This is a genomic window from Martinezella rhizogenes, assembly GCF_027460065.1.
Classification (GTDB): domain Bacteria; phylum Pseudomonadota; class Alphaproteobacteria; order Rhizobiales; family Rhizobiaceae; genus Agrobacterium; species Agrobacterium rhizogenes_C.
Map to the genome: position 1 here is coordinate 255,159 of NZ_JAPYZZ010000002.1, position 24,747 is coordinate 279,905.

At 58.9% G+C, this 24,747-nt stretch carries 25 protein-coding genes and 1 pseudogene; 12 read left to right on the top strand and 14 right to left on the bottom strand.

From position 1 onward, the window contains the following. The first annotated feature begins 48 nt into the window (after positions 1-48). A complete protein-coding gene (gene nac / locus O8B93_RS05965) occupies positions 49-954 on the top strand; it encodes a nitrogen assimilation transcriptional regulator NAC (protein ID WP_006315973.1) in 906 nt (301 codons plus the stop codon). 58 nt (positions 955-1,012) lie between these two features. Here nac and O8B93_RS05970 read toward each other — a convergent pair whose 3' ends face one another. The 8 genes from O8B93_RS05970 to O8B93_RS06005 form a co-directional block, all read right to left on the bottom strand. Further along, positions 1,013-2,218 (bottom strand): pyridoxal phosphate-dependent aminotransferase, encoded by a 1,206-nt coding sequence (locus O8B93_RS05970; RefSeq protein ID WP_269708914.1) that lies wholly within the window; start codon positions 2,216-2,218, stop codon positions 1,013-1,015. 45 nt (positions 2,219-2,263) lie between these two features. Next, the gene (locus O8B93_RS05975) at positions 2,264-3,031 is read right to left on the bottom strand and encodes a 5-oxoprolinase subunit PxpA (protein WP_269708915.1); all 768 of its coding nucleotides are present in this window, start codon (positions 3,029-3,031) and stop codon (positions 2,264-2,266) included. A gap of 30 nt (positions 3,032-3,061) precedes the next feature. Further along, on the bottom strand, positions 3,062-4,057 hold the full coding sequence (locus tag O8B93_RS05980) for a 5-oxoprolinase subunit C family protein (protein WP_269708916.1): 996 nt from the start codon (positions 4,055-4,057) through the stop codon (positions 3,062-3,064). After that, a complete protein-coding gene (gene pxpB, locus O8B93_RS05985; RefSeq protein ID WP_269708917.1) occupies positions 4,054-4,761 on the bottom strand; it encodes a 5-oxoprolinase subunit PxpB in 708 nt (235 codons plus the stop codon). The genes O8B93_RS05980 and pxpB overlap by 4 nt, the downstream gene beginning before the upstream one ends. Further along, positions 4,758-5,186, bottom strand: coding sequence for an acetyl-CoA carboxylase (locus O8B93_RS05990; protein WP_269708918.1), 429 nt, complete (start codon positions 5,184-5,186; stop codon positions 4,758-4,760). The genes pxpB and O8B93_RS05990 overlap by 4 nt, the downstream gene beginning before the upstream one ends. Continuing rightward, positions 5,183-6,574: an acetyl-CoA carboxylase biotin carboxylase subunit gene (gene accC / locus O8B93_RS05995; RefSeq protein WP_269708919.1), complete on the bottom strand. Its 1,392-nt coding sequence runs from the start codon at positions 6,572-6,574 to the stop codon at positions 5,183-5,185. The genes O8B93_RS05990 and accC overlap by 4 nt, the downstream gene beginning before the upstream one ends. Continuing rightward, complete coding sequence (locus tag O8B93_RS06000; RefSeq protein WP_269708920.1) at positions 6,574-7,017, bottom strand: acetyl-CoA carboxylase biotin carboxyl carrier protein; 444 nt, start codon at positions 7,015-7,017, stop codon at positions 6,574-6,576. Before O8B93_RS06000 ends, accC begins: the two co-directional genes overlap by 1 nt. A 323-nt stretch (positions 7,018-7,340) precedes the next feature. Then, positions 7,341-7,694 carry an antibiotic biosynthesis monooxygenase gene (locus O8B93_RS06005; protein ID WP_269708921.1) on the bottom strand — a complete coding sequence of 118 codons (354 nt, stop codon included), beginning with the start codon at positions 7,692-7,694 and terminating at the stop codon, positions 7,341-7,343. A 125-nt stretch (positions 7,695-7,819) separates the two neighbouring features. On the opposite strand from O8B93_RS06005, the gene O8B93_RS06010 reads away from it, so the two are divergent. Then, positions 7,820-8,707 (top strand): LysR family transcriptional regulator, encoded by an 888-nt coding sequence (locus tag O8B93_RS06010; protein WP_269708922.1) that lies wholly within the window; start codon positions 7,820-7,822, stop codon positions 8,705-8,707. An 82-nt stretch (positions 8,708-8,789) separates the two neighbouring features. Here the strand turns inward: O8B93_RS06010 and O8B93_RS06015 are convergent, their stop codons facing one another. The 4 genes and pseudogenes from O8B93_RS06015 to O8B93_RS06030 all read right to left on the bottom strand — a co-directional run bounded on the left by O8B93_RS06015 (position 8,790) and on the right by O8B93_RS06030 (position 11,377). After that, positions 8,790-9,386, bottom strand: coding sequence for an NUDIX domain-containing protein (locus tag O8B93_RS06015; protein ID WP_269708923.1), 597 nt, complete (start codon positions 9,384-9,386; stop codon positions 8,790-8,792). 26 nt (positions 9,387-9,412) lie between these two features. Next, on the bottom strand, positions 9,413-10,258 hold the full coding sequence (locus O8B93_RS06020) for a PhzF family phenazine biosynthesis protein (RefSeq protein ID WP_269708924.1): 846 nt from the start codon (positions 10,256-10,258) through the stop codon (positions 9,413-9,415). A 60-nt stretch (positions 10,259-10,318) separates the two neighbouring features. Continuing rightward, positions 10,319-10,940: pseudogene (locus tag O8B93_RS06025) on the bottom strand (LysE family translocator). Between the two features lie 17 nt (positions 10,941-10,957). Further along, the gene (locus O8B93_RS06030) at positions 10,958-11,377 is read right to left on the bottom strand and encodes a VOC family protein (RefSeq protein WP_269708925.1); all 420 of its coding nucleotides are present in this window, start codon (positions 11,375-11,377) and stop codon (positions 10,958-10,960) included. A 135-nt stretch (positions 11,378-11,512) separates the two neighbouring features. Here O8B93_RS06030 and O8B93_RS06035 point away from each other — a divergent pair, with 135 nt between their 5' ends. Beyond that, positions 11,513-12,859: an aminotransferase-like domain-containing protein gene (locus O8B93_RS06035; RefSeq protein ID WP_269708926.1), complete on the top strand. Its 1,347-nt coding sequence runs from the start codon at positions 11,513-11,515 to the stop codon at positions 12,857-12,859. Between the two features lie 34 nt (positions 12,860-12,893). After that, positions 12,894-13,508 carry a nucleotidyltransferase domain-containing protein gene (locus O8B93_RS06040; protein WP_269708927.1) on the top strand — a complete coding sequence of 205 codons (615 nt, stop codon included), beginning with the start codon at positions 12,894-12,896 and terminating at the stop codon, positions 13,506-13,508. A gap of 91 nt (positions 13,509-13,599) precedes the next feature. Here O8B93_RS06040 and O8B93_RS06045 read toward each other — a convergent pair whose 3' ends face one another. Further along, on the bottom strand, positions 13,600-14,496 hold the full coding sequence (locus tag O8B93_RS06045) for a LysR family transcriptional regulator (RefSeq protein WP_269708928.1): 897 nt from the start codon (positions 14,494-14,496) through the stop codon (positions 13,600-13,602). 108 nt (positions 14,497-14,604) lie between these two features. Between O8B93_RS06045 and O8B93_RS06050 the strand changes: the two genes are divergently transcribed. The 8 genes from O8B93_RS06050 (at position 14,605) to O8B93_RS06085 (ending at position 23,890) form a co-directional block, all read left to right on the top strand. Next, complete coding sequence (locus tag O8B93_RS06050; RefSeq protein ID WP_269708930.1) at positions 14,605-15,687, top strand: 4-oxalomesaconate tautomerase; 1,083 nt, start codon at positions 14,605-14,607, stop codon at positions 15,685-15,687. Positions 15,688-15,732: 45 nt separating this feature from the next. After that, positions 15,733-16,734, top strand: coding sequence for an ABC transporter substrate-binding protein (locus tag O8B93_RS06055; RefSeq protein WP_269708932.1), 1,002 nt, complete (start codon positions 15,733-15,735; stop codon positions 16,732-16,734). 9 nt (positions 16,735-16,743) lie between these two features. Continuing rightward, complete coding sequence (locus O8B93_RS06060; RefSeq protein ID WP_269708933.1) at positions 16,744-17,565, top strand: ABC transporter ATP-binding protein; 822 nt, start codon at positions 16,744-16,746, stop codon at positions 17,563-17,565. Beyond that, positions 17,552-18,328, top strand: a complete 777-nt coding sequence (locus O8B93_RS06065) for an ABC transporter permease (protein ID WP_269708935.1) — start codon at positions 17,552-17,554, stop codon at positions 18,326-18,328. The genes O8B93_RS06060 and O8B93_RS06065 overlap by 14 nt, the downstream gene beginning before the upstream one ends. Before the next feature lie 253 nt (positions 18,329-18,581). After that, a complete protein-coding gene (locus O8B93_RS06070) occupies positions 18,582-20,177 on the top strand; it encodes a peptide ABC transporter substrate-binding protein (protein ID WP_269708937.1) in 1,596 nt (531 codons plus the stop codon). A gap of 54 nt (positions 20,178-20,231) precedes the next feature. Further along, positions 20,232-21,155 (top strand): oligopeptide ABC transporter permease OppB, encoded by a 924-nt coding sequence (gene oppB, locus O8B93_RS06075; protein ID WP_269708939.1) that lies wholly within the window; start codon positions 20,232-20,234, stop codon positions 21,153-21,155. Further along, positions 21,148-22,278, top strand: a complete 1,131-nt coding sequence (locus tag O8B93_RS06080; RefSeq protein ID WP_269708940.1) for an ABC transporter permease — start codon at positions 21,148-21,150, stop codon at positions 22,276-22,278. Before oppB ends, O8B93_RS06080 begins: the two co-directional genes overlap by 8 nt. A gap of 1 nt (position 22,279) precedes the next feature. Continuing rightward, the gene (locus O8B93_RS06085) at positions 22,280-23,890 is read left to right on the top strand and encodes an ABC transporter ATP-binding protein (RefSeq protein ID WP_269708941.1); all 1,611 of its coding nucleotides are present in this window, start codon (positions 22,280-22,282) and stop codon (positions 23,888-23,890) included. 154 nt (positions 23,891-24,044) lie between these two features. Here O8B93_RS06085 and O8B93_RS06090 read toward each other — a convergent pair whose 3' ends face one another. Next, positions 24,045-24,569 (bottom strand): GNAT family N-acetyltransferase, encoded by a 525-nt coding sequence (locus tag O8B93_RS06090; protein ID WP_269708942.1) that lies wholly within the window; start codon positions 24,567-24,569, stop codon positions 24,045-24,047. Positions 24,570-24,747 lie beyond the last annotated feature (178 nt).

A 24,747-nucleotide genomic window follows, 5' to 3' on the forward strand; every position in this document is an offset into this window, starting at 1 on the left:
GCGACCTTGTAGATTTGCCGCAGCACAACCGAAATCATCATCATCACAATGGATATCAGACGTCTCAAATCCTTCATCGTCATCGTGGATAGCGGCAGCATCACGCGCGCGGCCGATATTCTGCACCTTGCCCAGCCGGCGCTGAGCCAGCAGCTGGCCGCGCTCGAAGAGCATTTCGGCCAGAAACTGCTGATTCGCAGCCAGCAGGGCGTGACCATGACGGATGCCGGACATGCGGTTTACCGCCATGCGCAAATCATTCTGCGGCAGATGGAACAGGCCCAGGTCGATGCGGCAGCGGCGGGCAACTCGCTTGCGGGACGTGTTTCGGTCGGCCTGGTGCCTTTCAGCAGCGCCGCCACATTGTCCGTCGACCTTCTGGCGGAAACGCGAAAACGGCATCCCGGCATTTTGATCCACCTGACGGAAAGTGTCGGACAGACCTACAGCCAGATGATCATGAACGGCCGTCTGGAAATGGCCTTGATTCACGGTGTCGGCCCGATCAAGGGCGTGCGTTTCGAGCCTGTCCTCAGTGAAGAATTTTATCTTGTCGCCCACCGCAATTTCGCAATCGAGGCGGATTTGAAACCGGTGCCCATCGGCGCACTGGACGGACTGCCGATGCTGTTGCCGCCGAGTTACAATTTCGTGCGCCGCGCGGTGGACACCGCATTTACCCGCAGCCGGATCAATCTCAAGGTTGTTGCAGAAGTCGAGATCGTCAGAACGCTGGCCCGTGCTGTCGCAAGCGGCCTTGGTGCCACGATCATGCCAAAGGCGATAGCCGACCGTATCGTCTCGGAAACGGGCGAACCGCTCGTCTGTCGGCTCCTGTCTCCGCGCATCGAAGAAACATTGTCCCTCTGCACATCCGATCAGAACTCCCTGTCGGAGCCGGCTTTTGCGGTGAAGGACATTCTTGTGGAACTGACAGAGAAGCTGAAACTTTAGGGAATAACATCACATCTCCCGGTCTGGCCACAGCGGACCGGGAGATGTGTATCGTCAGTCAGCGCATGTCCCGGCAAAACTGAGCGATCCGCGCGCATCCTTCGCCCAGCATCTCCATGCTGGTGGCATAGGAAAGGCGGAAATAGGGGCTCATCCCATAGGCTGCACCCTGCACCGTGGCGACGTGATGCTCATCCACCAGCGCCATGACGAAATCGACGTCGCTTTCTATCTTGCGTCCGCCCTTGGTGGTTTTACCAATGAGGCCGGAAATATTTGGATAGATGTAGAAGGCGCCCTCCGGCTTGTGGCAACGCAGGCCGTCGATCTCGGCCAGCTGGCCAAGAACGAAGTCACGCCGTTCGCGATAGATCGCGGCTCTTTCCTTCAGCAGGTCCTGGGGGCCATCCAGTGCGGCAATGGCTGCTGCCTGTGTGACGGTGGTGATGCCGCCGCCATTCTGGCCGTTGACATTGCTGATGGCGGCAATGAGTTCTTTCGAGCCACTGGCGCAATAACCAAGCCGCCAGCCCGTCATGGCATAGGCTTTGGACACACCGTTCATGGTCAGCACGCGGTCGTAAAGCCGCGGCTCCACATCGGCGATCGTGCCGAACTCGAACCCGTCATAGACGAGATGCTCGTAGATATCGTCGGTCAATATCCACACATGGGGATGACGCAGCATAACCTCGGCAATCGCCGCCATCTCTTTCAGCGAGCAGGCTGCACCGGTCGGATTGCTGGGGAAGTTCAGGAAAAGCCATTTGGTGCGCGGCGTGATCGCCGCTTCGAGATCTTCCGCACGCAACTTGAAACCGGCCTGCTCAAAGCAGGGCACCGGCACCGGAACGCCCCCGGCAAATTTGACGATATCGGCATAGCTGACCCATGACGGCGCGGGGATGACCACCTCGTCACCCGGATTGCAGGTGGCCAGCATGGCATTGAAGATAACCTGCTTGCCACCGGCGGAGACGACGATCTGGCTGGCATCATAGGTCAGGTTGTTGTCGCGCTTGAATTTCCGGCTGATCGCGGCCTTCATCGCCACCGTTCCATCCATCGGCGGATATTTCGTTTCACCATTGAGCGCCGCGGCATGCGCGGCTTCGATGGCATGGGCGGGGGTTGGAAAATCCGGCTCGCCGGAGGAAAGGCTCACGACCTTGATCCCCTTCGCGGCCAGTTCCCTGGCACGCTGGGTCATGGCGGCGGAAGCGGAGATGGAAACATTTTTCAGGCGATCGGCGGTGGAGGGCATCTGGGTAATCTTTCGATGAGATGGAAACAACAAACAGCGACCGGCTTAGGCCGCGAGTTCGACCGCAGGCGCCAGAGTGGCGCCGGAAGCCTCGATTTCACTGCGGATGATACGCGCAAGCTCCAGAGAACCGGGCGTATCGCTATGGACGAGGATCGAACGCGCAGGCATCGCGATGATCGCGCCATCGATGGCCTCGACCTGACCATCCGTCAGGAACCGTCGAACCCGCGCGCGCACCGACGTCTCGTCCTTGACCAATGCGCCGGGCAGTCCCCGCGCCACGAGCCTGCCTTCGGCATCATAGGCACGGTCTGCCAGAAACAGCGCCAGCGTCCTGAGGCTTGCGCGTTTCGCCGCCCTTTCGATTTCACTTTCTGGCGTGACGAACACCACAAGCTCCGGATCGACGGTGAAAATGGCATTCATCATCAGATCCGCCAGTGCGGCATCACGATTGACCATATTGCCCATCGCCGCGTGAAAGCTGAAATGGCCGACCTTCATGCCTTCCGCCCCGGCAATCGCCGTCAGCGCACCGAGCTGGTAAAGCATCTGCTGACGCAGCTCATCGGGTTGGAACGGCATTTCCCGCCGTCCGAAACCGGCCCGATCCGGCAGCCCCGGATGCGCGCCGATGCCGACACCATTGGCTTTCGCCAGACGCACCATCCGGGCCATCGTGTCGGGGTCGCCGCCGTGAAAACCGCAGGCAATATTGGCGGACGACACGATCGTCATCATCGCCTCGTCATCGCACAACCGGTAAGGACCGAAACCCTCGCCCATGTCTGAATTCAGATCGATCTTCATCGCATTCTCCTTCGATCCGTTCACCTGCCGTCAGGCCATTGCCCTCAGCGCCCGCTTGACCATGTGTGACGTCTGCCTGATATCCTCGACATAGCTGGCAACCGCCTGCTCCACGGCCCGCGCTTCAGCATGGGTCGAGCGCACGAATTGTAGTCGGCTGCCGATCCGCGCCTGCCCGAGTCGCCACAGATCGCATTCGATCACGCCCGCGACCTTCGGATATCCGCCCGCCGTGTTGGCGTCACTCATCTGGATGATCGGCTCTCCCCCCGGTGGCACCTGAACCACACCCGGAACGACCCCGTGGGAGCGCATTTCGATTGTCTCCGTCGGCTTGATCGGCTCTCCGGACAGACGATAGCCGGTGCGGTCGCTGCGGGATGAAATGCGCCATGTCTGGCTCCAGAAAGCCTCGCCGTCCGACGCGAACAGTCCATGTTCACCAGCCGATATCGCACGGATCTGCAAAACACCTTCATCTGCCGGAGCAAACACGTCACGCAGGGCAATGGCAGGTTCGATAACGGCAATACCGCTTGTCGGCAGCGGCAGCTCATCCGGGAGCGTGCCGATTCCCAGCCTATCCCCCTTGGCAAGGGGCCGCCCGGCATTGCCGCCAAACCCGCCGCGCAACGCCGTGCTGCGCGACCCCATCAGCACCGGTACATCCACACCGCCTGCAAGAGCAATATAGGCGCGCGCGAGGTGCAGCGGCTGCCTCAATTCCAGAACCTGGCCTTCGGCGGCTACATGCGTACACCATGAAAGCAGCTCCCTGCCATCCAGTAACACTTGACCATCTGCCCCCGTGACCGCAAAGGCCGCACGGGCTTCAAACCGAATTTTGAACGGAAAGGTCTGGACCTCGATAACGGCCGCATCGTCGGCATTGCCGAGAAGGATATTGCCGATCTTGACGGCGAGCGGATCCATGGCTCCGCCCGCGGAGACACCGATGTCGCGATATCCCGGGCGTCCGAGGTCCTGCACCGTGTTGAAAGGACCTGTTTCGATGATCTCGATCATAGCTCGATCCTCGCCGGCACGAACCGCACGATATCGCCGGGCGCCATCAGCGCAGGCGCCGACGATGCCGGGTCGAACATCTGCAGATCGGCATAACCGATGGAGTTCCAGCCATTCGGACCCGTCAGCATGGCCACACCTGTCTGCATGCCGCCAATGGTCACGCAGCCCTTTTCCATCCTGATGGACGGCACGGTTTTTCTGGGCATATAAATTCGGGGATCGAGGCCGTGCAGATAACCGAAACCGGGTGCGCTGCCCAATGCGAAGACACGATAGGTCGCCTCATGATGCAGGCGCACCACCTCGCGGTCGCTCAAGCCGGAAAAATCGCAGATGGCAGCAAGATCGGTCGCGTATTCGCCACCATAATGCACGGGGATTTCGATGGTTTTGCCAGTCAGATCGAGGCTCCGGGCGCTATTCCATGCGTCCAGCAGCCGCCCCACGACACTGCCGGGATCATCGGGCGTTTCCTTGAAGATCGTCAGAAGATTGGTCATGCCGGGGATGGTTTCCGCAACATCCGGCCAGTTGCTGACCGTTTGCGACAAGGCCCAGATCCAGCGCTGCGCGGGCAAATCAAATTCGCCCGGTGCTTCGAGCAGAAAGGAACGGGAGCCGATGAAAGAAATGCGTGCCTCTCCCTTGGTGAGGGGTAGGGTGTCATGCAGCGGCGCAAGAATATTCGGCGTAGCAATCATGATTGAGGCTCGATTTCGAACAGGGGATCGCCAAACCCGACCAGCGCATCGGGCTCCGCAAGCTGTCTCTTCAGAACGCCCGCGCGACCGGCGGACACGGGAAGCAGAACCGAGCCGATGCGGATGAAGCCGAGAACATCGGCGCTGCCAATCGAGTGCGGGAGACCGTCAGTATCGACGGATGCGGAGGGGTGAGAAGGACAGAAACGGCCAGCCATCGGGGCTTTGACAATCACTGGCACCGTAGCGGTTTCAACTGGTGGGGTTTTCACCACCGAAACGGCCTGTCCACTGTTGCCCGCTGCAACAACGATGCGCAAATGCCCCCTGGGCGATGAGATTTCAATTCCGTCCACACCCGCCGCCGTCAGGGCTTCGGTCAGGGCCGCGATGATGGTCGTATCGGCGAGGTCGAGCGTCGTCATGCCACCCTCCGTTGCTTGAGCCATGTCTCCAGATAATGAATGTCCGTTTCACCACACGCGAAAGCGTCGTCCTCAAACAGCGCGCGCAGGAACGGCAGATTGGTCGAAATGCCGTCAATCGACGTTTCGGCAAGTGCCCCCCGCATCTTCGCCATCGCCTCGCTGCGGGTTGGCGCATGGACGATCAGTTTGGCGATCAGGGAATCGTAATAGGGAGAGACCCGGTAGCCTTCATGGATATGGGTATCGACACGAATGCCCTGTCCTTGGGGCAAGGAAAGGCCCGTCACCACGCCGGCGGAAGGCAGGAAGCTCTCCGGATTTTCAGCGTTGATGCGGCATTCGAAAGCATGGCCTTCGCATTCCACATCCTGCTGGCGCAGATTCAGTTCGTCCCCCTGTGCCGCTCTGATCTGCGCCTGGACGATATCGATCCCGCTGGTCATTTCGGTGACGGGATGCTCGACCTGCAGACGCGTATTCATCTCGATGAAATAGAAGGCCCCGTTCTCGTAGAGGAATTCGAAGGTTCCGACGCCACGATAACCGATCTGCTGGCAGGCCTCGACGCAGGCCTGCCCGACGGGCCGGATGACGTCAGGCGAAATGCCGGGCGCCGGTGCTTCCTCCACCACCTTCTGGTGGCGACGCTGCATCGAGCAGTCGCGATGTCCCAGCCAAACTGCATGTCCATGGGTGTCGCACAGCACCTGTATTTCAATGTGCCGGGGATGTTCGAGAAACTTCTCCATGTAGAGCGAAGGCGAGCCGAAAGCCTGACGGGCTTCCTCGCGTGTCGTGGAAATCGCCTCGTGCAGCGAGCCGGCATCCGGCACCACCCTCATACCCCGCCCGCCGCCGCCGCCGGCAGCCTTGACGATGACAGGATAACCGATTTCCCGCGCAATGCTTTCGACGGCAGCCGGATCATCCGGCAATGCCGCATCAGGGCCGGGAACACACGGTACATCAGCGGCAATCATCGCCCGTTTGGCAGCGATCTTGTCGCCCATCGTCGCAATCGACGATGCATTCGGCCCGATGAAAACAAGGCCGGCTTTTTCAATGGCGTCCGAAAAGGCGGTATTTTCGGACAGAAACCCGTAACCGGGATGGATCGCCCCTGAAGACGTGAGCCGCGCGGCAAGCAGGATGGCATCCTTGTTGAGATAACTTTTGCCCGCAGCGGAAGGGCCGATACAAAGAAAACTATCGGCGGTCTGGATATAGGATGCGCCCCTGTCCGCCTCGGAGCATATTGCGACGGTTTTTAGCCCAAGTTCATGGCAGGCCCGCTGGATTCTTGCTGCTATTTCACCCCTGTTGGCAATGAGAACCGTATCGAAACGCTTCTCGGCAGGTGTCGTGTTTTTGAAGACCTCCACCATCACGCGATCTCCGCCAGCATATCGCCCGTCTCAACCTCGCCGCCATCGACCTCAGTCAGATATGCAATTCGGCCCGCATGCGGCGCGGCAATGGTGTTGAAGACCTTCATCGCCTCGATGATGAAGAGGGTCTGCCCCTCTTCGACACGATCGCCGACATTCACGAACGGCTGCTGACCTGGAGCCGGGGAACGATGCAAGACACCAAAAACCGGCGCCTTAACGGTGAAGGTCGAAGCCGCGCTCACGACGGAAGTTGAAACATCCGCAGAAGAAGCCGGCCCGGCAAACTCACCTTCGGTCGATTTCGTCCCGGCAATAGTCGCCGCCTGCCCCACGGTTCGGAAAATCCGGACCGTTACTTCTTTTTTCGTAACCGTCAGCTCCGTGACGTTCGTCCGTCCAACGAAATCGATCAGCGTTTTTATCTTCGACAGGTCCATGGCACACTCGGTATTTCAGAGAGCCTTTCGCAATCGCCATTCAAACGATGCGTGGCTGCCTACCTGGGTACACGATGGCCAATATGATGGGGTCAAACGAAGTTTTAATGGACCACGGTTTTCGGGGGTTCATGCAGCATCGGTGACGGCTGCTAAATGACTGTAACCACTGCTCAATTCATTCGAATTCCCTCGGCGGAGAAGAGGTGGATTTTCTCTGACGCGGGTGACAGGTGAACCTTTTCGTCACCGACAGGGGGAAACTTCCCCCCTGAACAGCTTGCGACCTGACAGGCTCTTAAAAAACGATGCCGGGAGGCCGGTCACGCGGTCTTGAGTTTGGGAAGAACCAGATCATCGACCGTGTAAGTATGGAATTCGCTTTTCGAGACCGTGTCCAGCTTGCGGAATTTTTCAACGAATGCCGGATCGGTAAAGAATTCATCGACGCTGCCGGCACCCTGGATAGCCTCGACATTGACGACCGTCTGCCCGTCCGTGCTTTTCGCAAGGCTGCTCCAGAGGAACCCTTCTTTCCGTTCGGCGACGTAGTGTACGACGTCCTGAATGATGGCGAAGGCTTCTTCCTGCTTTCCGGGATGAACGTGAATGACGTTGACGATGAAGGTCGTGGGGGCGGGAGAGCCGGTGAAGGCTGCAAGAGGTATCGTTTCCATAAGTGTCTCCATTTTGAAGCCCCGGCCAATTCAGCCGCGGCCCCATCTGGATATCGAAAGGAAAATAGCGGATAAACGAGCTTCTATTCTCAACATACCGGAAGAAAATTCCTTAATTGGAGATCATGGACAAGCTCGGAACTCTCGGCATATTCATTCAGGTCGCGGAAGCGGGAAGCTTCGTGGCAGCCGGACATCGTCTTGGTATCTCCGGCTCAGCCGTCGGCAAGGCCATCGCCCGTCTGGAGGACGAACTGGGTGTGCGATTGTTCAATCGTTCAACGCGCAGCATGACCCTGACGGAGGATGGCGGCTTCTTCCTCGATACATGCCGGCGTATCCAGTCGGAATATGAGACCGCCCAGGCGCAACTATCGAGATCGCAGGCCATTCCGCGCGGGCAGCTGCGCGTCAGCCTTCCCCTGGCAGGCATGCTGCTGATGCCGACAATATCGGCTTTCATGGATACCTATCCGGACATCAATCTCGACCTGGATTTTACCGACCGCCTGGTCGACGTCATCGAGGAAGGCTTCGACGCCGTCATCCGGACAGGCGATATCAGGGATACGAGGCTGATGAGCCGCAAGCTCGGCACCTTCAAACACCGGATCGTGGCGGCACCCGGCTATCTCGAAGCGCATGGCCGGCCGACGGTTCCCGAAGATCTTGCCCGGCACCGCTGCCTCCACCACCGTTTTGCGAATTCCGGAAAGTTTGAACCGTGGCCGCTGGTTCGCGACGGGCGTGAGATCAGGATCGATCTGCCGGTTGCGACCGTTGCAAGCACGCTGGAGCCCTTGATCTATCTCGCGGAGCGATCATTGGGGATCACCTGTCTTCCTTCATTTGCCGTGGCATCCGAAATCGCCCAGGGGAAACTGGTTTCGCTGCTGGATGACTATGTGGCCGATGTGGGGACCTTCTGTGTACTCTGGCCAACCAATCGATATCTCTCTCCAAAGGTCAGAGCGTTTGTCGACTACATGGCCGCCAATCTTTTTGCCAGATGATCGAGAGCCTCGGATCGGCCCGGCGCTTTCACGCCGGGTCGAAAAACGTTTTTGCGGAGGTGGCCACAATGGTGGATCGGGATCAAAGCGACCCGTGCTTTTCCTGCAAAAGCCGGATGGCAAGATGCTGGAGCAGAATGATCGTCTTGGCGTCGCGAATATCGCCGCGGTCAATCATCCGCATCGCCTCCGGCAGGGGGATTTCGAGCACATCGATATCTTCTCCCTCGTCAGCGGAGCCGCCGCCTGCACCCACTTTGTGGGTGTCGGCATATTCGCCGTGGAAAAAGGCGAGATATTCGGTGACCGAGCCGGGGCTCATATAGATATCGAACAGGTGTGTGAGTTCGGAAACCTCGTAACCGGTCTCCTCCATCAGTTCCGCACGCATTCGCGTCGCCGGTTCTGCGCCTTCGAGCAGCCCTGCCGGTGTCTCGATCAGCGATTCCAGACCACCATTCAAGAGAACCGGCAATCGGAACTGGCGGGTGAGAAGGACATGGCCGTTTGCCGGATTGTACAACAGGCAAGTCGCGCCGTTGCCGCGATCATATGCCTCCCGGGTCTGCCTCTGCCAGCTTCCGTCCCGTAGCCGGAGTTCATATTCATACTTGGTCAGCCGGCCCCAATCATCCGCCAACACGCGTTCGGAAATTGGGCGGTAAACACTGTCATTCATCAAATCACCTCGTTTTCATCTGTCTTTCAAAGGCCGAGCAATTGGCCTTCGACATGCGTACGTGTTTCACCACCCACCCATATTACGCCGGTCTCATCGCGGCTCAAGTAAACGCGGCCGCGACGGCCGAGGCGCGTCCCCTGAGCGGCGACATAATCTGCCGCGACCATGCCGGTGGCAAACAGCCATTGTGCCAGCGAGGCATTGAGGCTTCCGGTAACGGGATCCTCGGCGATGGCGCCCAGATGATCGCTGAAGAAGGCGCGAACCTCAAAGGCAGCTTCGCTGCCTTCCGCGTGCGGGCCAACCACACCGATATCAATGCGCCCGGGCCAGCTGCGAACCGGATCGATGGAAAGCACCTTTTCCGCGGATGCCAGCCTGATCCCCAGCCATCCGGGACCATTATCGATCCAGGCGGCATCAAGGACGTCATGGGCCTCGATCCCCAATAGCTGCCGCGCCTCTTCCAGCTCAGCCGGCGTCGGTGCACCGGAACGGATAAGCGGCGGGGCAGCAAAGGAAAGCCGCCCATGCGCGCGCCGGATCGGAACCAGCCCGGCACCGCATTCCTGAATGATGGCCGTTTCGTTTTTGGATGAACCGTTGGCGGAGAGCCATGCATGGCAACTGCCCAGCGTGGGGTGCCCGGCAAAGGGCATTTCCCGGTCCAGTGAAAATATACGGACCCTATAGTCGGCCTTGGGATCGGTGGGCGGCAGCAGAAATGTGGTTTCAGACAGGTTGAACCACCGCGTCAACCGCTGCATTTCATCGCTCGTCAGGTTGTCGGCGCCCGTCACGACGGCCAGCGGATTGCCGGAAAGCGGCCCGGAGCCGAATACATCGATCATATGGATAGCAAAAGTCATGACATCGTTCTTTCAGTTTGGATCGACAGGCGGTCGTGGACGGAGGGCGGGCTTCCAGCTCTACCAGACAAGCAGTTTGAGACCCGCAACCGCAAAGACCGCCGAGAGCACGGATTCGATCCAGCGCCGTAGTCTGGTATAGAGTGCAATCATCGAAGCGGTTGAAAAAAGCAAGGCATACCCACCGAACACGGTGACGCCGAGAATGGCGCAGCCGCCGATGATTGCCGGTAGCATGCCGGCGGGCGCGTCCGCGCGAAACCCGAGCGACATGATGGCTATCCATGACAGAATGGCCTTCGGGTTGCCGATATGCATGAAAAGCCCCTGCCGATAGAGCGATCGATAGCGCGGTACCGCGCGCTCCACAGTCGTCCCTGCAAGATCGGAAACCGGTTTGAGGGCCGATCTGCCGGCACGGAAGGCCAGATACAGCAAATAGGCGCCACCAGCGATCTTGATGACGAAAAGCGCCTGGGCATAGGCGGTGAGCGCGGCGGACAGGCCGGTTGCCGTCAGGATCGCCCAGAACAGCGAACCGGTGATGACGCCCGTCGCCAAAGCAAGAGCCGGCAGGCGGCCATCGCATCGCCGTTGCCATGATTGCCATGTTGCTTGGCCCCGGGCTGGCGGTGGCAATGAGATAGGTGCCGTAGACGAGGGCAAGCTGGCTGGCGAACATGTCGGCTTCTCCGAAAATCAGGGGCTTCCCCACGAGTGCGGGAGATCACCGCGATGGACGATATGGACCTTGTTCCCATCGGGGTCACGCAGATAGGCACCGAAATAACCGTCGCCATAATGTGGGCGCGCACCCGGCCCCCCTTCGTCGGTTCCACCATGAGCCAAACCGCCGGCATAAGCCTCTTTCACCGCGTCTTTCGACGGCGCCAGAAAGGCGACCATGCCGCCATTGCCGGCCGTTGCCGCCTCGCCATTGAAGGGGCTGTAGACATAAAACCGCGGCAATGGGGCGTGCGGCTGCACCCAGCAAAGTGCCTCAGGCCCGCCATCGGGTGTGATGGTCCGGCGTATCAGGCCGAGCGGCGCGAACACGGCATCATAGAAATATCCCGCCCGCTGAAGATCACCCGTTCCGACGGTTACGTGGCTGAACATTTAAACCTCAATGCGCCCGCCATATGCCTGTCGCCTGTTGCAAACCGTGGATTTCATTCACCGCCGTCATAGCCTATGTTACACTTATTGGTTATTGAAATAGTGTAACGTGACACTTTTAGCGAGGTTGAGACCGTGCTGCTGCAATCCCCCTGGGTGCCTCGCCTTGCAGATATCGAGGCGAATGCCGCAGAACGGCTGGTGCTGGCCCTTGCCGACGACATCATCGAGGGGCGGTTGACGGGCGGTGTGCGCCTGCCTGCCCATCGTGACCTCGCGTGGAAACTGGGCGTGGGTCTCGGCACGGTGACGAAGGCCTATGCCGTTCTGGAACGGCGTGGCCTGACCCGCAGCGTCAAGGGTCGGGGAACATTCGTCGCGCTTCAGGAAGCACATAACGACCGGCAGATCGACCTCTCGTCCAACGCGCCGCCCGCCACGCTCAACGCCCGTATTCTGGCAAAAACGCTGACCGGCATCGCGCGCAAGATCGATGCGGATCATTTCAATCTCTATGCTCCGCCCGCAGGCCATGTGGAACACCGGCGTGTTCTGTCCCGTTGGCTTGCGACCCAAGGCCTCTCCGTAGATCCATCGCATCTGGTGCTGACGAGCGGCGCCCGCCACGTACTGTCATTGGCCTTCGATCTTGCCTGCGGCAAGGATGGTCTGCTGCTGACCGAGCGGATCACCTATCCCGGCGCACTCGCGCTGCTTCGGCGCAAAGGATGCAGGGTACGGGGTGTGGAGATCGATGCCGAGGGGATGGTGCCGGAGGCACTTGCGGAGGCACTCGCTGACATGGAGCCGGATGGCGGCAGGGCGATCTATCTGACGCCGACGCTGCACAATCCGACAACCGCCACCATGGGTATGGCGCGGCGGCATGCCATCGTGGATATTTGTCGCCGGGCCGGCGCCTGGATCATCGAAGACGGTGTCTACGCGGCGTCCGACCCGGGTTTCAGCCCATTGGCGGCATTGGCGCCTGACATTACGTTTCATGTCAACGGCTTGTCCAAGTCGCTCGGCCCCGGTTTGCAGATCGGGGTACTGGCACTGCCAGAGGGACAGAAGGATGCCGCAGAAAACCTCTTGCAGGATGCGCCGATGGCCCCGTCAGCACTTTCCTGTGCGGTGGTGGAGGACTGGCTGACCACCGGCGTCATCTCGTCAATCCAGCGTGATCTGCGCCACGAGGCGCGGCGACGCTCCAGCCTCGCGGTTTCCCTACTGGGTGTGAGCGAGCTTGTCTCGCATCCCGATGCATATAATGTCTGGCTCCCGATGGAGCGTGCTGTCGCCAAGGACTTTGTATCCACCGCCGCGGCAAGCGGCATTAGGCTGACCGCGCCGGATTCCATGATGACGGATACGCAAGATCAGGCAAGCGGTATCCGGTTTTGCCTCGGCGGTCCGTCACTCGACGACCTGACCGGGGCGCTGACGGTCCTGGCAGGTTTGCTGAAGCGGCGGCCCTGACGCCGCCAGACTAGAATCAGGCAAGAGAGGCCGTATGACCATGAACAGTCACCAGATGATACCGGACCAGGACGCGTGGAAACCCTGGAGCCCTGCTGAGCTTTCCCGGCGGCTGGGCGGCATATCGAGACCCTGGTGCATCGTTGGCGGCTGGGCTCTCGACCTGTGGCACGGAAGCAAGATGCGCGAACATGACGACCTTGAATTCACGGTCCTGCGTGAAGATCTGGAAATCTTCCGGCATGAACTGAGTGAGATGGAATTCTACACCGTCAATGACGGCGTTCTCGAACGGCTTCCGCCGGATCGGCAACCGGCCGCGGAGATTTTCCAGATCTGGTGTTTCGATCGCACTGCCAAGTGCTGGCGCGTCGATATGATGATCGAGCCCGGAACGAACGACACCTGGGCCTATAAGAGGAATCCGGAAATCACACGACCCCGCACCGACATGGTCGCGCTGACAGCCGACGGCATCCCTTACCTCAACCCATCCGCAGTGCTTCTCTTCAAGGCGAAGCACAAGCGTCCCAAGGACGAGCAGGATTTCGTAAGTGCCCACCCGAAACTGCCCCTATCGGAACGCCGGTGGTTGCGGAATTGCCTTGAGCTCCTGCATCCCGGCCATGAATGGGCGCAGGCGCTGTGAAAGCCAGCGTCCCAGCCCACCAGTTTCTGCCCGGCATTGCTGATGGACGAGGAGGAAGTTGACGACAGGCTGATGGAGCGCAACGTACCATTCAGGGTGTTTTCCAGGTCTTCAACAGCATTTGCACGAATTTTTCCGCAGCCGGAGACAACGCGCTGCTGCGCCTCTGCACGATACCGATCGTTCGGGAGACCACGGGATTGACGATCGGTCGCGTAACAAGGAAAGGGTGGTCATCCTGCGGCGTGGCCAATCGTGGCAGCACGGAAATCCCCAGCCCGGCTTCCACGAGACCGAGTGACGTGTTGAGGTGAGTCACCTCGTAAAACCAGTTCAGCTTTAGATTGTGCCGCGCAAGCGCACCGTCGAGAAGCGTCCGGTTGCCGCTGGAGCGATCGACAACCACCAGAGGGTGTGGCTCCAATTGATCCCACTGGATCGTTTCGAACGCCGCCAGAGGATGGTCCTTCCTCATCGCCAGCACAAATGGGTCATCGATCAGCGGCTCGAACGCCAGATCGGGATCGGAATTGCCCATCAGATTAATCCCGAATTCCACCTCGCCACGGGCAACCGCCTGCAAGCCCTCGTTTGCCGTCAGGTCCCTGATACGCAGCCGGATATGCGGATATTGCTGGCTGAAGGTCTTGATGACAGTGGGTAGAAAGTAGAATGCCGCAGTCGGAACACATGCCATCGTAATAAGGCCGCGCCGCTGCGCGCCGTCTTTCATTGCAAAAAGCGACCCGTCAAACTCTTCCAGCATGCGCCGGACAAGCGGCATGACCTCCTGGCCCATCGCTGTTGGAGCGACATGGCGCGTGGTCCTTTCGAGAAGCGGCGCACCAATGGCCTGCTCCAGTTTCTGGATACGCCGGGTAAGTGCCGGTTGCGAAATATGCAGCGCATCAGCCGCTCTGTGAAAGCTCTCAAATTCAACCACTGCTTGAAAAGCCCGCAAATCAAGAATTTCACAATTGATGCTCATATCGCAATAATACCTCCGAACATTGCATTTAACAGATTATACTTCTTTCCTCATATTGCAACAACGCGGCGCATTGATCCGCCAAATGCAAGATTGAGGCTTCTTCCCATGAACGATCTACTCAAGATACCCTGTGTGCTGATGCGCGGCGGAACATCGCGTGGACCGTTCTTTCTCGCATCCGATCTTCCCCACGATCAAGCCGAACGGGACGCGGCCCTCCTCTCCATCATGGGCTCCGGCCATCCGTTGCAGATCGATGGCATCGGCGGCGGCAACCCGGTCACATCGAAAGTGGCGATCATTGGCCCTTCCACGGTCAAGGGTGCCGATATCGACTATCTTTTCGCGCAGGTCCGCACCGACAGGCAATATGTCGACTATTCGCCCAATTGCGGAAATATGCTGGCCGCCGTCGGCCCCTTCGCGATCGAGGCCGGGCTTGTCGAAGCCCATGGCAGCGACACGCTGGTGCGCATTCATAACGTCAATACCGGCAAGCTGATCGAGGCGAAGGTTCCGACCCGCGGCCGCGAAGTTATCTATCTCGGCGACGCTTCGATCGATGGTGTGCCGGGCCTCGCAGCGCCGATCGCCTTGACGTTCATGGATGCTGCGGGCGCAAAAACCGGCAGGTTGCTGCCGACAGGCAAAGCCGTAGACATGATCGACGGCGTGAAGGTGACGGCCATCGATTGCGCCATTCCGATGGTGCTGATGCGCGCGGTAGATCTCGGCCTGACCGGTTATGAGGACCCGCAGGCGCTCACCGCCAACAGCGATCTCATCGAGCGCATGACGCGCATCCGCATTCAGGCCGGCAAGCTGATGGGCATGGGTGATGTCACTGACATGGTCATTCCAAAGCCGGTGCTCGTCGCGCCAGCCCGCAGGGGCGGCACTCTTTCGGTGCGGTACTTCATGCCGAATGAATGTCATCCCGCACTGGCGACGACCGGCGCCGTCGGCATCGCGACCGCGGCCGTGACCGAAGGCTCGGTTGCCTACGATTTGGCAGGCCGCCTTTCCGTGCCGACCCAGATCCGCATCGAACACCCTGCCGGCCGCCTCGACGTGCAACTGGAAATGCGAAATGGAGCAATAACCGCCGGGCTTGTGAGAACGGCGCGCAGACTTTTCGAAGGCTTTGCCTTCGCCAAGCCGACCACTGCGATTGAAGACGCAGCTTAAATACAGCCATATTGACACAAAACATGAAACAGGGAGGAGACCCTCATGCGTAAATACCTGCTTGCAACAGCGGCGCTCTGTGCGTTGGCAGCATCTGCGAATGCCGAATCCGTCAGGATGAGCGTAGGCTCATACAACCTCAACAATCTACCCTTCCCCGTGGCCGCCAGCCTCGGTTTCTATAAGGACGAAGGGCTTGACGTAACCACCGAGAACTTTGCCCAGGGCGGATCGAAGGTGCTCCAGGCGCTGGTTGCCGGTTCCACCGATGTCGCCGTCGGTTTCTACGATCACACGATCCAGATGCAGTCGCAGAACAAACATGTCGTCGGCTTCGTGCAGCTCGCCCGCAATTCAGGCCTTGTTCTTGCCGGCAAGAACGACACCGACTTTGATCCCGCCAAGCCTGAGACGATCAAGGGCAAGAAAGTCGGCATCACCTCGCCCGGCTCCTCCTCGGACTTCTTCATTCGCTACTATATGAAGCAGCACAAGCTCAGCGATAACGACATCTCCATCATCGGCGTCGGTTCGGGTGCTGCGGCCGTGGCCGCCCTGCAGCAGGGCAAGATCGATCTGCTCGTCAACTACGATCCCGCCGCGACCATCGTCGTCGAGCGTGGGCTGGGCAAGATTCTCATCGACGCCCGCAGCGATCAGGGCGCCAAGGATGTCTATGGCGGCATCTATCCGACATCGGTCCTTTACGCGACGCAGGACTACATCAATGCCAATCCCGAAGTCATCCAGAAAGTGACCAACGCCACGGTTCGGGCGCTGCACTGGATGAAGCAGCATTCCGCGGAAGAAATCGTCGCAAAGCTTCCCGATGATTTCGTGTCGGGCGACAAGCAGACCTACATCAAGGCCGTCGAAGCCGCCAAGGCGATCTTCTCCGAAGACGGCAAGTTCGAGCCTGCCGACCTTGAAACGCCGCTGGCCGTTCTGAAGAGCTTCAACGATGCGGTCGCAAAGGCGACCATCGATCTCAACACCACCTATACCAACAAGTTCGTCGAGGCCGCTGCTTCGAAGGGCGGAAACTGAGGATATGCCATGTCTTCGCCAGTGAGAAAGCTAGAGCCCGTGACGGAACTCAAACCCCAGCCGATGGTGGCAATCGATGACGTGACCATGGCATTTGGTTCGTTCGTTGCCGTTCAAAACGTCAACCTTAGGGTTGGCGATGGAGAGTTTCTCTCCATCGTCGGCCCCACCGGTTGCGGAAAATCCACCATCCTCAACGCCATCGCAGGGCTGCTGAAGCCTGCGCAGGGCAAGGTGTCAATCGACGGCACGGCCGTTCAGGGCGTTCAGAACACCATCGGATACCTGTTCCAGCAGGATGCGCTTCTTCCCTGGAAGACGGCATATCAGAACGTGGAACTCGGCTTGCTGTTCCGGGGCGTGCCTGAAGATGCGCGGCGCGCAAAGGTTACGGCCTGGCTCGAAAAGGTCGGCCTCAAGGGCTTCGGAGACCGTTTTCCGCACCAGCTTTCGGGTGGGCAGCGCAAACGCGTGCAGATGGCGCAGGCGCTCATCACCGAGCCGAAGGTCATCCTGATGGACGAACCCTTCTCAGCGCTGGATATCCATACACGCCACCTGATGCAGAACGAATTGCTGCGCCTGTGGCAGGAGGACCGTCGCGCCGTGGTCATGATCACCCATGATCTTGAAGAGGCAATCGCGCTCGGAGACCGCGTCGTCGTTCTCGCGGCCGGCCCGAAAAGCCGCGTCATCGAAAGCTTCCCCGTCGATCTCGAACGGCCCCGCAACGTCGCCGAAATCAAACTCGATCCAAAATTCATGACGCTCTATCGCGATATATGGGCGTCCCTGCGTGGCGAAGTGGAGAAAAGCTATGCAAGCCGTTAATGTTCGTCTCATCCAGGTTGCTCTTCTGGTCGTGCTTCTGGGCGGGTGGCAACTCGGCGTAAGCTCCGGTGCCATCGATCGCTTCTTCTTTCCTGCACCCTATGACATCGTCAAACAGGTGATCGACTGGGTTGCCGACGCCGGGTTCTATAAACATGTCGGCATCACGCTCAGCGAAACGGTGCTGGGCTATATCATCGGCACCGGTCTTGGCGTCGGCGCCGGCGTGTGGCTTGGCCTCAGCCCCTTCGTCGCCCGCGTGCTCGATCCGTTCATCAAGGCGGTAAACGCCATTCCGCGTGTCGTTCTGGCACCGATCTTCGTTCTCTGGCTTGGACTTGGCCTCTGGTCCAAGGTCGCTCTTGCGGTCACGCTCGTTTTCTTCGTCACCTTTTTCAACGCCATGCAGGGCGTGCGTGAGGTAAACCCGGTCGTGCTGTCCAATACCCGCATTCTGGGTGCCAAGCGCTCGGATCTGCTGCGGCACGTCTATTTCCCGGCTGCTGCGAGCTGGATCCTGTCGTCGCTGCGCACCTCTGTCGGCTTTGCCGTGGTCGGCGCGATCATCGGCGAATATCTGGGAGCTTCCGCGGGTCTCGGCTACCTGATTGCCCGCTCCGAAGGCAACTTCGATGCGGTCGGCGTCTTCGCAGGCATCATCATCCTTGCGGTTTTCGTCCTCATCATCGACCTCATTCTCGATGTTGCAGAGAAAAAGCTCATCACCTGGCGGCCGAATGCGGGCGAGGAACGACCTGCATAGGCTTGAAATCGGGCTTCAAATCAAGCGGGGCGGCCAGTCGGTCGCCCCGTTTTTTGTTGCCGCCACAGGCCGTAGCCGGCTCAACCAATTGCTGGGATTTCCCGCAAAAGGGAGCCAACGGCGCATTTGACGCAGAGCATCTCAAGACCACTAAAGCTGTGGGTTCCCCGTCAACTCACAATTTATTGTGGTTGCACTTCGGAGAAATTTGGCCTTGTTTGTGAACTCAAAATACTCACGGGGAAAGAAAACAATGTCCATAACAACAACAGTTCGCACTACTCTGCTGCTCGGATCGCTTCTGCTCGGCGCCAGTTCCGCACTCGCGGAAACAGTTCTGCATCGTGGCAATTCCGGGGAACCGCAGACGCTCGATCAGGCCCAAACCTCGATCAACATCGAAGCCTTTATCCTGAAGGACCTCTTTGAAGGTCTGACCATCTATGATGCTGCAGGCAAGATCATTCCCGGTACGGCAGAAAGCTGGACACTGTCTGACGACGGCACCGTCTACACATTCAAACTGCGTGCGGATGCCAAATGGTCGGATGGCACGCCGGTAACGGCTGGCGATTTTGTGTTCTCCTACCAGCGTGTCGAAGACCCCAAGACCGCAGCAAAATATGCGAATATCCTTTACCCGATCAAGAACGCCGAAAAGATCAACAAGGGCGAAACGCCGGTTGACCAGCTTGGCGTGAAGGCCGTGGATGACAAGACCCTTGAGATCACACTCGAGCGCTCAACACCTTTCTTCCTTGAACTTCTTGCTCACCAGACGGCCCTGCCAATCTCGAAAGCAGCCTACGAAAAGAACGGCGCTGACTTTGTAAAGCCGGGCGTCATGGTTTCGAACGGTGCTTACAAGCTCGAAGCGCATGTTCCCAATGACAGCCTGACGGTCGTCAAGAACAGCAATTTCTGGGATGCGTCGAACACCAAGATCGACAAGGTCATCTTCTACCCGATCGACGACCAGGCCGCCTCCGTTCGCCGTTTCGAAGCAAAGGAAATGGACCTCGCATACAACTTTTCTGCGGACCAGATCGACCGTCTGCGCAAGTCCTATGGCGAGCAGGTTCACGTTTCGCCGACGCTTGCGACCTATTACTATACCTTCGATACCCGCGAAGCGCCGTATAACGACGTCCGCGTCCGCCAGGCCCTCTCCATGGCAGTAGACCGCGATTTCCTCGCCAAGGAAATCTACAGCGGTTCCCAGGTTCCGGCCTACTCCATGGTTCCCCCGGGCATGGATTCCTACGGCGAGCCGGCAAAGGCCGATTTTGCCACACTTTCCCAGCTCGACCGGGAAGATGAGGCGCTCAAGCTCATGAAGGACGCCGGTTACGGTGAAGGCGGCAAGCCGCTTTCCATCGAGATCCGCTACAACACCAACCCCAACCATGAACGCGTCGCGACGGCCATCGCTGATATGTGGAAGAACACGTTCGGCGCGAAGGTGTCGCTGGTGAACCTCGACGTTGCCTCGCACTACGGCTACCTTCAGGAGGGCGGCAAGTTCAACGTGGCGCGCGCCGGCTGGGTTGCCGACTATGCGGATGCGGAAAACTTCCTCGCTCTTTCGGTATCCTCCAACAAGACCTTCAACTATTCGAAGTTCAACAACGCCGAATACGACACGCTGATGCAAAAGTCCTATGACGAGAAGGACCCTGCCGCTCGCTCCAAGCTGCTGCATGAGGCAGAAACCATCCTCATGAAGGAACAGCCGGTCGCTCCGCTGCTGACGCAGGCCGATCTCTGGCTGGTTTCCAACCGCGTCAAGGGTTGGGTCGACAACGCTGCCAACGAACACCTCAGCCGCTTCCTGAGCGTTTCCGAATAAGCAGCGCTGGCACGGTGGTCAGCACCACCGTGCCATGCCGGAGCCCGAAAAACCATGATCTCGTTTATCCTGCGCCGTTTGGCGAGCGCCGTGCCGACTTTGTTTATCGTCGTCACGATTTCGTTTTTCCTGATGCGTTTCGCGCCGGGTGGTCCGTTCAATCTTGAACGTCCCCTGCCGCCGCAGACGATGGAAAACCTGATGAGAACCTATCATCTGGATGAGCCATTGTGGCGCCAGTATCTCATCTACCTCCGCAACGCCGTCACCGGCGATTTCGGTCCGAGCTACATCTACAAGGACAATACAGTCGCCCAGCTGATCGGCAAGGGTCTGCCCTATTCGCTGGAACTCGGCAGCTATGCACTGTTGCTGGCGCTGGTGGGCGGCGTTCTTGCCGGCACCCTGGCCGCGCTCCGGCAGAACAGTGCCTTCGATTTCTCGCTCATGTCGATTTCAACTGTTGGCATAACCGTGCCGAACTTCGTTGTCGCGCCCGTGCTTACACTTGTCTTTGCCGTGATATTTGGGCTTCTGCCCGCAGGCAGCTGGGGTGATGGATCGCTCAGATATCTCATTCTTCCGATGATCGCGCTCGCCTTGCCGCAGCTTGCAGTTATCGCGCGCCTGACACGCGGCGCCATGATCGAAGCCCTGCGGATGGACCATATCCGCACCGCCAAGGCTTATGGTCTTCCGGCGCGCAGCGTGGTGGTACTACATGCCATGCGCGCCGCGATGCTGCCCGTCGTTTCCTATCTCGCGCCCTGTGCCGCCGCTCTCCTCACGGGTTCGGCGGTCATCGAAACGATCTTCACGATCCCCGGTGTGGGGCGTTACTTCGTTCTCGGCGCCATCAATCGAGACTATACGCTGGTCATGGGAACCGTGGTTCTCGTCGCCATTTTCGTCATCGTTTTCAATCTTCTGGTCGATATTCTCTACGGCCTGCTTGATCCGAGGGTCAGACATGACTGATATCCCCGGCACTGTTACCCATCAGCCGATGGTGAAAAGCCGAAGCCTGTTCCAGCTCGCAGCCCTGCGTTTCAGACGAAACAATGCGGCCATGGCGGGTTCCATCATGCTCCTGCTGATTACGCTTTTTTCCTTCATCGGCCCGCATTTCCTCACCCACACCTATGATCAGGTGTTCTCTTCCTATGTCTCCGTGGCGCCAAGCCTTGAGCCGCGCCCTGATGTGAACAATCTTCAGGGCGTGATGGAGGGCGTCGCCGGCCGGGCGCGTGTGGAGCTGAAGGAGTTTTCCGTCGAAGGGCAGACCTTCACGGCAACCATCACCTCCAGCAGCGTGATCGACCCGCGCGCGACACGCTATTTCGACCGCGCCAACGAATTCGAAAACACCAAGGTCGTGGCCACCGAAGACGAGGGGCGAACGCTGAAGCTGGAAGGCGACGTCAACCGCGAATACTTCTTCTTCGGCACGGATTCAAACGGTCGCGACATGCTGGCCCGGGTGATGCTGGGTGGGCAGATCTCGATCGCCGTCGGCATTCTGGCCAGCCTCGTCTCGCTCGGTATAGGCGTGCTTTACGGCGCAACGGCTGGATATATCGGCGGGCGCGTCGACAATGTGATGATGCGTTTCGTCGAAATCCTCTATTCCCTGCCCTTCGTCTTTCTGGTTGTCGTTCTCGTGGTGTTCTTCGGCCGCAGCTTCATCCTGATCTTCCTGGTTATCGGTGCGGTGGAATGGCTCGACATGGCGCGTATCGTCCGTGGCCAGACACTTGCCTTGAAGCGGCGTGAATTTGTGGGGGCCGCACAGGCCTTGGGTTTGAGCGACTGGCAGATCATCCGCCGTCACATCATTCCCAATACGATCGGGCCCGTCGTCGTGTTCGTCACTGTCGTCGTCCCCAAAGTCATTCTCCTGGAAAGCTTCCTCTCCTTCCTCGGCCTTGGCGTGCAGGCACCGCTGACGAGCTGGGGAGCGTTGATTTCCGAAGGTGCCAACAATATCCAGTCGGCCCCATGGCTCCTGATATTTCCGGCGATCTTCTTCGTGCTGACCCTGTTCTCGCTCAATTTTGTGGGCGACGGGTTGCGTGATGCACTCGATCCCAAGGATCGTTGACATGAATACCACATCTGAAACCATCCTCACCGTCCGCGACCTCAAGGTTGAATTCACCACGCCTGATGGCACCGTGAATGCCGTCAAGGGCATTGATCTTGACGTCAAACAGGGCGAAACGCTTGCCGTCGTCGGCGAATCCGGTTCCGGCAAAAGCCAGACCATGATGGGCATCATGGGGCTGCTGGCATCAAACGGCACTATTCAAGGTTCGGCGAAATATCGTGGGCGCGAATTGGTCGGTCTTCCGGTCAAAGAACTGAACGATATCCGCGGCGCGAAAATCACCATGATTTTCCAGGAGCCGATGACCTCGCTCGATCCCCTCTACCGGATCGGCGCGCAGATCGCCGAACCGATCATCTACCACAGGGGTGGCAGCAAAAGGCAAGCGCGTGCACGCGTCCTCGAACTCCTGAAGCTCGTGGGAATTCCTGAGCCTGAGCGTCGTATAGACAGCTACCCGCATGAACTTTCCGGTGGCCAGCGCCAGCGCGTCATGATCGCCATGGCGCTCGCGAACGAGCCGGACATTCTGATTGCCGATGAGCCGACCACTGCGCTCGACGTGACGATCCAGGCGCAGATCCTCGACCTTCTGAAGTCGTTGCAGCAACGCTTCGGCATGGCAGTCGTCCTCATCACGCACGATCTCGGCGTGGTCCGCCATTTCGCCAATCGCGTCGCCGTTATGCGCCGCGGCGAGATCGTCGAGACCGGCACGACGGAAGATATCTTCGAGCGCCCACAGGCAGACTACACGAAGATGCTTCTCGATGCGGAACCCAGCGGGCACAAGCCCGCAGTCGGCAGCGAGGCACCGGTCGTTCTCTCCGGCAAGAATGTGACGATCGATTATAAAATTCCGGGCGGGTTCTTGTCGAAGTCCAGCAAGTTCCGGGCCGTCGACAGCGTCAATGTCAACCTTCATCAGGGACAGACCATCGGCATTGTCGGTGAGTCCGGATCGGGCAAGTCCACGCTCGGTCGCGCGCTTCTGCGTCTCATCGTTGCGGAAGGCCGCATTTTCTTCGGCAAGACGGAGATCACCGGCCTTGACCGAAAGGCCATGCGGCCATTGCGACGGCATTTGCAGCTTGTATTTCAGGATCCCTATGGTTCGCTTTCGCCCAGGCAGACGGTGGGTGAGATCATCACCGAAGGCCTGTTTGTGCATGAGCAACAGCTCAGCCGGGCGGAGCGGGACAAGCGGGCAATCGAAGCACTGAAAGAAGTCGGTCTCGATCCCGCTGCCCGCAATCGCTATCCTCACGAGTTTTCAGGCGGACAACGGCAGCGTATCGCAATTGCCCGCGCGATCATCCTCAAGCCTGAGGTCGTCATCCTCGACGAACCGACATCTGCGCTGGACCGGTCCGTTCAAGGGCAGGTTATCGACCTGCTGCGTGATCTGCAGAAGACGCACGGCCTTTCCTACATCTTCATCAGCCACGACCTTTCAGTCATCAAGGCGATTTCGGATTACGTCATCGTCATGAGAAACGGGAAGATCGTGGAGGAGGGAGAAACGGACGCCATATTCAACAGGCCGGCGGCGGAATATACCAAAACACTCATCAAATCCGCGTTTTCAGCGGAAGTGGCGCAATAGTTCAGCGAGCGCACAACATTTGCGCGAGCGACCCAACGCCTCCCTGAGCGCGCTGGAAACCGACGAGACAGATATCAGCAACCGTTATCCGCGACACGCGCGGGACGGTTGCGCCAAGCCTCTGGTGGTGAACAGGACGACCTCTGAGAAACTGTCACCGATTTTCGCTGATATACAGGTGACGATTGACTATGCTTCCGCTTTCTCCACCCTGCTTTTGATAAATTTCCAGCCTGTCATGAACCCGTTCTGCGACCTTTTGTGAGGGTATGTTTTCAGGGCTGGTAATGCTTACCACTCGACGCAGACCAAGAGCGTGAAAAGCATAGTCGCGGCAGGCGATTGCCGCTTCGGTTGCCAAGCCCATTCCCCAGTATTCGCGCCATAGGTGATAGCCGATTTCGGGCTCAATGCCGGCTGGCGTCTCTTGCAGAGTAATCCCGCAATCACCGATGACCTCCCCCGAAACCACGTCCACGACTGCCCAGAGACCAAATCCATGCCGTTCGTAGCTGTCGAACGCAAGCTTCTGAAACCATGCGCTGATTTCTGATGGTGATTTGGTTCCCGGATAGAACCGCATGCACTCCTGATCGGCGTAAATTCTGCCCAGTGAAACGAAGTCAGCGCCTTCGACTTGGCGCAGATGCAATCGCTCAGTCTTCATGATTACTGACATAGGGACCTCATGAACTGCGGCTTCGCGTCCTGGAATTGATCGTCAGCCAAACTTAGAGCACCCCAAGCGCAAAGCAAAGCTTCACACCGAAAGCTGAAGTTTCGACGAGTATCTGCGCGCAAGGAAAATCCATTTATCCCACCCGCGGCTACCTCTTGACACGGTCGCGGCAATGTCG